The following is an 8,596-nucleotide window of genomic DNA, read 5'->3' on the forward strand; positions in this document are numbered from 1 at the left end:
TGCTTTTCCAGCCCCCAGGCCGCAGCCAATCAGCCCCCGGCGGCGGAGCGACAACACTCCTAGTACAATAGGGAAAATGTTACACAGGCATCAAAGTGGCACTGCCTGGACCAGCCGCCTGGCAGCCAGCTCTGGCAATACGCCGCTTTGTCCCCAGATGTGATGCACGTCCACCCGCATTTTGCATTTCCGAATCACCTACCGCAGAGATCCCATACCGCATGAGCACATTTGAAAAAGTCAGCAGCAACTTCATTCCAGTCTTGCAGGCGACCATCGAGCAATACGTCGACCCGGCAACAGGCATGCGCCATATCCACATGCATACCGAACAGGCTGAAATGGTGTTCCTGGTGGCTTTTCCCACTGTGCCCGAAGTGAGCGACGGCCGCGCGCACATCCTCGAGCACCTGGCCCTGTGCGGCTCGGCCCGCTATCCGGTGCGCGACCCCTTCTTCTCGATGCTGCGCCGCTCGACGGCCACCTTCATGAATGCGATGACCTACCCGGACCGCACCGTATACCCGTTCGCCAGCACGGACCGCAAGGATTTCTTCAACCTGCTCGACGTGTACCTGGACGCGGCCTTCTTCCCGAATCTCGATTACCTGAATTTCCGCCAGGAAGGCTGGCGCCACGCCTTCGAAGGCGACAAGCTGGTGTACCAGGGCATCGTCTTCAATGAGATGAAGGGCGCCTTCAACAGCCCCATGCGCGCACTCGACAGCGGCATCGCCAGCACCTTGCTCAAAGGCACGACGTACGAAGTGGAGTCGGGCGGCGATCCCCTCGTGATCCCGGAACTGACGCATGACATGCTGAAGGAATTCCACGCCAGCCACTACCATCCTTCGCAAGCCGTCATCATGACTTCCGGCAACATCGAAGCGTCGGCCGTGCAGGAGCAGGTGGCCGAGCGCGTGCTGTCCAAGCTCAGCGGCTTTAGCCCGCGCCGGCTGCCGCAGCTGGCGCCCACGTGGACGGCGCCGCAGGAAAACACCGTCAACATTCCGTCGCAGGAAGCGCGCGACGATGAATTCGGCCTGCAATTCGCCTGGCTGATGGGCGAGTCGAGCGACCCCATCGCCTACTACCACGCACACCTGCTGTCGCACGGCTTGCTGGGCGAATCGTCGGCGCCCGTCATGCGCGCCATGGAATCGGCCGGCTATGGCCGCCCGTCGGACATGAATGGCCGCGACGCGGGCATCCGCCAGATGGTGTTCCACATCGGCATGGAAGGCTTGACGCAGGAACAGATCGCCGATGCGCACCAGCGCATCTGGACGGCGCTGGAAGAGACGGCGCAAGAGGGCATCCCCGCCGCCGTGCTGCACGCCGCCTTGCGCGACATCAAGTACAGCCAGCGCGAAATCAGCAGCGGCCGCATGCCGTATGGCCTGGGCCGTCTGCTGCACGCCTTGCCGCTGGCCATGTATGACGGCAACGTCATGGATGCCTTCGACAATGCGGCCATCCTGGAAACCCTGGAACAGCAGATCGAGGACCCGGAATTCTTCAAGCAGCTGGTGCGCGAGCTGATCGCCAACCCGACCCGTTTGACGACGCGCGTGGTGCCCGATGCCGCCTTCTTCACGGACCGCGCCGCGCAGGAAGACGCCAAGCTGGCGGCCCTGCAGGCGCGCCTGACGGATGCCGAACGCGAGCACATCATTGCCGAATCCGCCGCGCTGGAAGCGCACCAGCAACTGCCGTCGAATTCGGAGGTCTTGCCGCGCATCCGCCCCGGCGACGTCAGCGCGCTGCCGCGCCCGGCCCTGCCGATTCCGCCCGCCGTCGATGGCGCCGTGGCGTTCAGTATCGCCTCGAACGGCATCAGCTACGCCAACGTGCTGTACGACGTGTCGGACCTGCCGGAAGCGGCGTGGCCATGGCTGCGCCTGTACACGGACCTGGCGCCGGAACTGGGCGTGGGCAACATGTCCTTCGACGATGCCAGCGCCTGGCGCCAGAGCATGGTGCCCTCGTTCCACATCGGCCTGGAAGCCATCCCCCGCCCGCAACAGGCGATGCGCGTGGAATTGTCGTTCTCGGCCAGCGGCCTGCGCGAAGAACACGCGGCCATCGCCGCCGTGCTGTCGGCCTGGATCGCCAAGCCCCGCTTCGATGAAGAAGAGCGCCTGGCCTTCCTGATCGAAAGCCTGGTGCAGGACAAACTGTCCAGCCTGGCCGAATCGGGCAACCGCTACGCCATGCTGGCCTCGACGGCACCGCTGTCGCCCACGCGCCGCTTCGACGACATCGTCGGCGGCCCGGCAGCCCTGCCGTTCTACCGCCGCCTGCAGCAGCTGAGCAAGACGTCCGAGGGCTTGCAGGAAATCGCCCGCGAACTCGACACCCTGCACGCGCACATCATCGCCCAGCCCCCAACCGTGCTGTGCGCGGGCCTGGAGCAGGATGGCATCACCCTGGCCCGCCTGCTGGACTTGCCGGCGGCCGGCACGCAGGCCGCCGCAGCGCTTGAGTCTGTAGCGCCGCCGGCCTTGCCGCTGGCCAATACGGCCCTGCATGCGACGAGCCAGATCAACCATTGCTTCGTCTCCTGGGCCGTGCCCGGCGTGCACAATCCGGACGCCTCGGCCCTGGCCGTGGCCGCCGAACTGATGACCAACCAGGTGCTGCATACGGCCCTGCGCGAAAAGGGCGGCGCGTATGGCGGCAGCGCCAGCTATGCGGCCGGCGCCGGCACGTTTACCTTGAGTTCCTACCGCGATCCGCGCCTGGCCGGCACCTTTGCCGACTTCGGCACGACGCTGGACCAGATCCTCGACGGCGACTTCTCGCAGGAGCAGGTGGAGGAAGCCATCATCTGCGTCATCAAGGGCCTCGACAAGCCCCATTCGCCGTACGCGGAAGCGCTGACGGCGTGGAACATGCAGCAGCGGGGCACGACAGAAGCCGTGCGCCAGCAGTTCCGCACGGGCGTGCTGACTTGCACCTTGAGCCAGATCAAGGACGTCACGCGGACCTGGCTGAAAAACGGCCAGCCGAGCCGCGCCGCGTTTGCGGGCAACACGACGCAGGACCTGGCCGGGCTGGACGTCGTCGATCTGCTGGCGCTGGCCAGCTAAGCAGGCCGGGTAGGCCGGATGAGCGTGGCAAGGCCGCGCGTCATCCGACACCGCCGCCGGCCGGCAATCTTGTCGGATCACGGGGCGGGCCGCACCCCGGCGGCCCCGCTAATCCGACCGGGGATGCTTAGTGCGGTACAGAATTAGCTTCCATGAACATCAGCTCCCACTGATGTCCATCCGGGTCCTGGAAACTGTGGCCATACATGAAGCCGTAATCCATCGGCTCCTTGTAGATGCTGCCGCCCGCCTTGACGGCCTTGGCCACCAGCGCATCGACTTCGCCGCGGCTCTCCGCCGACAGGCACACGAGCACCTCCGTCGCCACCTTGGTATCGCACAATTGCTTGGGCGTGAATTGCTGGAATTTGTCGTGCGTCAACAGCATGACGAAGATGTCGTCGGCGACGATCATGCAGGTCGCCGTTTCATCCGTGAAATGGGCATTGAAACTGAAACCCAGCGCCGTGAAAAACGCCACGGAACGCTCGAGCGACTGGACGGGCAGACTGACGAAGATTTTGCGGGCCATCATGTCTCCTTGTAGGTAGGGGCGGGGATGCTGCCCGCCGATTCTACACCGGCTTTTCAGGCTCCCGCACGCGCCACCGTCTTCGGCGTGTAGCCAAAGTAGCGCGTAAAGGCGGCGCTGAAATTGGGCGGATGGCGGTAGCCCGTTTGCCAGGCCGCCTGCGCCACCTGGCAACCATTTTCCAGCAGCAACTTTGCCCGCTGCATGCGCAACGCCAGCAGGGTGCGCTGCGGGCTGTCGCCGTAGCGGTAGCGCCAGCCCTGCTTGAGTTTGAACAAGCTCAGTCCCGCTTGCGCGCACAGGTAATCGAGCGTGAGTTCCTGCGCCATCTGCTCCTGCATCAGCGCATGGACCTGCTCCAGTTTGAGCATGTCGGCCTCGGACCAGCGCGGCACGGGCGCGGGGGCCGGACGCAAGGCCCGCAACTGTTCCGCCAGGACGGTGAGCACGCCGATATGCACGGCCAGCGGGTCCGTCGCGCGCCGCCCCCGGGCAGCAACACCGCCAGGCCGTCGGGCCAGTAGCGCGCCAGCGCGTGCTCGTCGACCAGCACGCGCAATTGCGCCGCCCGCTGATGCGCCTCGAAGCGGCGCTCGCCGCTCGTGTGGCGAAACACCGTCACCGTCGTATGGCCACCCTGAAAACGCAGCTGCTCGCCATCGCGCGTGGTGTAGCCGGACGCGCCTTCCAGGCCGATGGTGATCACCATGCCGCCCGCATCGTCATGGTTCGACTGCTCGACGAGCGCATGCCGGGGCCGGTAGTCGGAATGCACGAGCAGCACGCCCTCGTCGACCTGCCGCTGGTCGGCGCGGCAATCATCCATCGCGGGGTCCAGCGGGCGCCGCGTCCAGCCTGCCGCTTGCCTGTCCTCTTTCGCCATCGCTCCTCCTCGTCTAGCGCGCGCCGCCGCGCATACGTAATGCGCCGCCCCGCATACAAATCTAAATGATAATTATTCTCATTGTTGCATACAATCGATGGCATGCCCACCCCGCCGAAAGGAAGCACCATGCCGTTCACCACCTCGCACGCCTTGCAACCATATTGGGACCTGGCCGTCGCGCCCGTCCAGGCCGACGCCCTGGCCGCCGCCCTGGAACTGGGCATTTTCGACGCGCTGGCCGCGCCGCACACGCCGGCGCAGCTGGCCGAAGCGCTGTCGCTGCATGCACCGCATACGGCCTTGCTGCTGGAGTTACTCTGGAGCATGCAGTTGCTGGAACGCGACGTGGCCGGGACCGGGACCGGGGCCGGGACCGATGCGGACGCACAGCGCTACCGCTGCGCGGCCGCCGCCCTGCGCTATTTCTGCCGCGATGCTGACGCCTTTTGCGGCGATGCCTGGCTGTACCGGCTGCATGCGCTGCGGCACTTCGCCACACAGCTCAGTACGCTGATACGCACGGGGGGCCAGGCCGCGCCATACCGCAGCGCAACTGGCATCAACTGGGCCGTCGCCGCGCAGCAGCAGATCGGCCAGGAGCAGCGCGCCGTCACCATGCGCGCGGCCCTGTCCGTGATGCAGCGCATCGCGCCGTTCGCAGACGGCCGCACGCCGCTGCGCCTGCTCGACCTGGGCGGCGGCCCGGGCTGGGTTGCCATTGCGCTGGCGCAAGCCCATGCGGGCTTGCGCGGCACCGTCTTCGACTGGCCGGAAACGGTGGCAGTGGCGGCCGCCAACATCGTCCATGCGCAACTGTCCGACCGCCTGGAAACCCTGGGCGGCGACCTGGACAGTGACGACATCGGCGGCGATTACGACCTCGTCTGGTGCTCGTCCGTGCTGCACTTCGTGCCCGACATGGCGGCGGCCTTGCGCAAGATCCGCGCGGCCCTGAAACCCGGCGGCGTCTTCGTCTGCGTGCAGGCGGAAATCGCCCCGGCGCCCGGCGATGCGGCGCGCGTGCTGCCCTACTATTTGCCGATGCGCATGCTGGGCCGCACGGTGACGCGGCAGGGAGAGCTGGCGCAACTGCTGCGCGACGCGGGCTGGCGGCAGGTGGAGCAATACGGCGCCAGCGACTTCCCCATGGCGCCCGTGCAGGTACTCATCGCGCGCACCGGATAATTATCAATATTGCAGCAAATACGCTAAGCTATGCCTGCCGCGTGGCCGCTTCCTGACACGGCCTGCCTCGCCCATACGGCCGCACGGCGACAAGCACGGGGCATTCGCCTCATCCATTGATGTCATCCGCAGCACGCTACTGCCTCCAGAAGGGAATCCATCATGAGTCAAGCAATTGCAGGGAAAGTCGTCGTCATCACCGGTGCCAGCAGCGGCCTGGGCGAAGCCACCGCGCGCCACCTGGCCGCGCTGGGCGCCTCCGTCGTGCTCGGCGCGCGGCGCATGGATCTGCTCAACGCCATCGCCGAGGACATCACGGCGGCGGGCGGCCAGGCCGCCATCGCCCAGACCGACGTGACCCAGGCCGGCGACGTGAAAAACCTGATCGACACGGCGCTGGCCGTGTTCGGCAAAGTCGACGTGCTGGTCAACAATGCGGGGCTGATGGCCATCGCGCCCATCGATGCGCTGAAGGTCGAGGAATGGGAACGCATGATCGACATCAACATCAAGGGCGTGCTGTACGGCATCGCCGCGGCCTTGCCGCATTTCCGCGCACAAAACAGCGGCCACTTCATCAACATTTCCTCGGTGGCGGGCGCGAAAGTATTCAGCCCGGGCGGCACCGTCTACAGCGGCACCAAGTTTGCCGTGCGCGCCATCTCGGAAGGCTTGCGCCATGAAGTGGGCGGCGCCATCCGCACCACCACCATCCTGCCTGGCGCCGTGGCAACGGAATTGCCAGGCGGCAGCAGCCACGCGGAAAGCGCGGCCGGCTTGAAGGAGTTCTACAAGCAAGCCATTCCCGCCGACGCCGTGGCGCGCGCCGTGGCCTATGCCATCGAGCAGCCCGATGGCGTGGACATCAATGAAATCGTGCTGCGCCCCACGGTGCAGGAGTTTTAGACCGGCGCGGCCTGCAGCGACTCGATGATCAGGGCCGCCAGCCGTTGCACTGGCGGCCGGGGCACGTGGGATGCATGCAGCAATTCCAGCGCCAGCGCGGGCAGGGCGGGCAAGCCCGTCTCGGCTTCGTCGAGGGCGCGCACGGACGACGGCAAGCCGTGGCCGGTGCGCACCGTCACGCCCAGTCCGGCCGCCGCCGCCGCCCACAGGCCGGCCAGGCTGGGGCTGGTAAACGCGATGCGCCAGGCGATGCCGGCCCGGTCCAGCGCCTGCGTGGCGCAGCGCTGGAACAAGCATTCGCGGTCGAACATGATCAACGGTAGAGGTTCGTCCGCCTGCGGCTGCCACGCCACGCTGGACGAGCCGATCCAGCGCATGGCCGGTTCCGCGATGCGCTGGCGCTGGTGCAGCGGATAGCCGTCGAGCCCGACGATGCCCGCGCCGCCCCACAGCAAGGCCAGGTCCAGCTGGTCCATGGACAGACGTTCCAGCAAGGCCGTGTTGCAAGCCACGTGCGCCTCGATGCGCACCTTCGGATGGGCGCGCGCAAAGCGCCCCAGCACGTCGGGCAGCAGCGCTTCGCCGAAATCCTCCTGCAAGCCCAGCCTGATCCAGCCTTCCAGTTCCACGCCGCGCAAGGCGACGGCCGCCTCGTCATTGAGTTCCAGCAGGCGGCGCGCATAGCCGAGCAGCACCTCGCCCGCCTGCGTCAGCGCCAGGCCCCGGCCGTCCTTGCGGAACAGGGGCACGCCCGCCTGTTCCTCAAGTTTTTTCAGCTGCGCGCTGACGGCCGAGGTGGAGCGCCCCACCTTGTCGGCCGCGCGGGCAAAGCTGCCCAGCTCGATACCGGCCACATAGCTGCGCAGGAAGGACATGTCGAAATTGAGTGGGCTCATGGCGTCGCCTGGATCGTCCTGTTTTATGGGATGGTTCACATTAAATTATCTGATATTCAGAACGATCGTACTGCGCAACACTGTCAGGGTCAACCACTTTCCCCTCCTTGCCATGCACACTGCCTGCACCGCCGCCGCCACCGTTTCCCCGCCCGCGCTGGGCGCCTCGCACCGCTGGAAGGTGCTGGCCGTCGGCGTGGCGGCCAACGCCACTTTTTCCGCCGCCGCCAACGGCATGCCCACGACGGCCATCTGGCTGCGCAGCGGCTATCACCTGAGCAATACGCAACTGGGGGTGGCGCTGGGCGCCATGGGCCTGGGCGTGGCCCTCACCGAATTGCCATGGGGCATGGCCACGGACCGCTGGGGCGACCGGCCCGTGCTGCTGACGGGCTTGCTGGGCACCATGCTGGCCTTGCTTGCCCTGCTGCTGTGGATCACGCCGCAGGATGGCGCCGTGCCGCCCCTGTGGGCGCTGGCGGCCGGGCTGGCGGCAGTTGGCGTGCTGGGCGGCAGCGTGAACGGCGCCAGCGGGCGCGCCGTAATGCGCTGGTTCGGCGCCGGCGAACGGGGTTTCGCCATGAGCATCCGCCAGACGGCCGTGCCCCTCGGCGGCGGCCTCGGCGCCCTCATCCTGCCCAGCCTGGCATCGCGCTACGGCTTTGTCCCCGTGTTTGGCGTCCTGGCCCTCGTATGCGGCCTGTCGGCGTTTTTTACGTGGCGCTGGATGCATGAGCCCGATTTCTCTGCCGAGGCCGCCACGGGGCCGCACAACGCGTCCACGGGGCTGTCTGGGACCAAGCCGCCACTGCCGTTACAGAATCGCAAAGTCTGGCGCATGGTGGCCGCCATCGGCTTGCTGTGCGTGCCCCAGTTTGCCGTGCTCAGCTACGCCACCGTCTTCCTGCACGACCATGGCCACCTGGGCCTGGCTGCCATCACGGGCGTGATGGTGGCCCTGCAGGCGGGCGCCATGGTGATGCGCCTCTGGAGCGGACGCCATACGGACCGCCACGGCAACCGGCCCGCCTATCTGCGCGGCTCGGCCCTGGTGGCGCTGGCCGCATTCGTGCTGCTGGGCATGGCCGCCGGCGGCCAT

At 66.8% G+C, this 8,596-nt stretch carries 8 protein-coding genes; 4 read left to right on the plus strand and 4 right to left on the minus strand.

Going from position 1 to position 8,596, the window contains the following annotated elements; genetic code table 11:
- Positions 1-221: 221 nt before the first annotated feature.
- The gene (locus EBS11_RS17855; RefSeq protein ID WP_290604896.1) at positions 222-3,092 is read left to right on the plus strand and encodes an insulinase family protein; all 2,871 of its coding nucleotides are present in this window, start codon (positions 222-224) and stop codon (positions 3,090-3,092) included.
- A gap of 127 nt (positions 3,093-3,219) precedes the next feature.
- Here the strand turns inward: EBS11_RS17855 and EBS11_RS17860 are convergent, their stop codons facing one another.
- From EBS11_RS17860 to EBS11_RS17870, 3 genes are read right to left on the minus strand one after another with little or no spacing between them, the layout of a single operon-like run.
- Positions 3,220-3,624: a VOC family protein gene (locus EBS11_RS17860; RefSeq protein WP_290604913.1), complete on the minus strand. Its 405-nt coding sequence runs from the start codon at positions 3,622-3,624 to the stop codon at positions 3,220-3,222.
- Positions 3,625-3,680: 56 nt separating this feature from the next.
- Complete coding sequence (locus EBS11_RS17865) at positions 3,681-3,995, minus strand: helix-turn-helix transcriptional regulator (protein ID WP_290604898.1); 315 nt, start codon at positions 3,993-3,995, stop codon at positions 3,681-3,683.
- Positions 3,965-4,507: a hypothetical protein gene (locus EBS11_RS17870; protein WP_290604900.1), complete on the minus strand. Its 543-nt coding sequence runs from the start codon at positions 4,505-4,507 to the stop codon at positions 3,965-3,967. The genes EBS11_RS17865 and EBS11_RS17870 overlap by 31 nt, the downstream gene beginning before the upstream one ends.
- A 129-nt stretch (positions 4,508-4,636) precedes the next feature.
- Here EBS11_RS17870 and EBS11_RS17875 point away from each other — a divergent pair, with 129 nt between their 5' ends.
- Together EBS11_RS17875 and EBS11_RS17880 are read left to right on the plus strand one after the other, a co-directional pair.
- Complete coding sequence (locus EBS11_RS17875; RefSeq protein WP_290604902.1) at positions 4,637-5,695, plus strand: class I SAM-dependent methyltransferase; 1,059 nt, start codon at positions 4,637-4,639, stop codon at positions 5,693-5,695.
- Between the two features lie 162 nt (positions 5,696-5,857).
- Positions 5,858-6,601 carry an SDR family oxidoreductase gene (locus EBS11_RS17880; RefSeq protein WP_290604904.1) on the plus strand — a complete coding sequence of 248 codons (744 nt, stop codon included), beginning with the start codon at positions 5,858-5,860 and terminating at the stop codon, positions 6,599-6,601.
- Here the strand turns inward: EBS11_RS17880 and EBS11_RS17885 are convergent.
- Positions 6,598-7,497, minus strand: coding sequence for a LysR substrate-binding domain-containing protein (locus EBS11_RS17885; RefSeq protein WP_290604906.1), 900 nt, complete (start codon positions 7,495-7,497; stop codon positions 6,598-6,600). The two genes, EBS11_RS17880 and EBS11_RS17885, sit on opposite strands and share 4 nt — an antisense overlap.
- Positions 7,498-7,609: 112 nt before the next feature.
- Between EBS11_RS17885 and EBS11_RS17890 the strand changes: the two genes are divergently transcribed.
- A partial coding sequence (locus EBS11_RS17890; RefSeq protein WP_290604908.1) for an MFS transporter occupies positions 7,610-8,596 on the plus strand: 987 nt, incomplete at its 3' end.

It is taken from the genome of Janthinobacterium sp. (assembly GCF_009923995.1).
Lineage (GTDB): Bacteria > Pseudomonadota > Gammaproteobacteria > Burkholderiales > Burkholderiaceae_D > Janthinobacterium.

Bases quoted from the DNA above. Each gene is read 5' to 3' on its own strand.
- EBS11_RS17855 (WP_290604896.1), top strand. From the start codon at position 222: ATGAGCACATTTGAAAAAGTCAGCAGCAACTTCATTCCAGTCTTGCAG.
- EBS11_RS17860 (WP_290604913.1), bottom strand. From the start codon at position 3,624: ATGGCCCGCAAAATCTTCGTCAGTCTGCCCGTCCAGTCGCTCGAGCGT.
- EBS11_RS17865 (WP_290604898.1), bottom strand. From the start codon at position 3,995: ATGCTCAAACTGGAGCAGGTCCATGCGCTGATGCAGGAGCAGATGGCG.
- EBS11_RS17870 (WP_290604900.1), bottom strand. From the start codon at position 4,507: ATGGCGAAAGAGGACAGGCAAGCGGCAGGCTGGACGCGGCGCCCGCTG.
- EBS11_RS17875 (WP_290604902.1), top strand. From the start codon at position 4,637: ATGCCGTTCACCACCTCGCACGCCTTGCAACCATATTGGGACCTGGCC.
- EBS11_RS17880 (WP_290604904.1), top strand. From the start codon at position 5,858: ATGAGTCAAGCAATTGCAGGGAAAGTCGTCGTCATCACCGGTGCCAGC.
- EBS11_RS17885 (WP_290604906.1), bottom strand. From the start codon at position 7,497: ATGAGCCCACTCAATTTCGACATGTCCTTCCTGCGCAGCTATGTGGCC.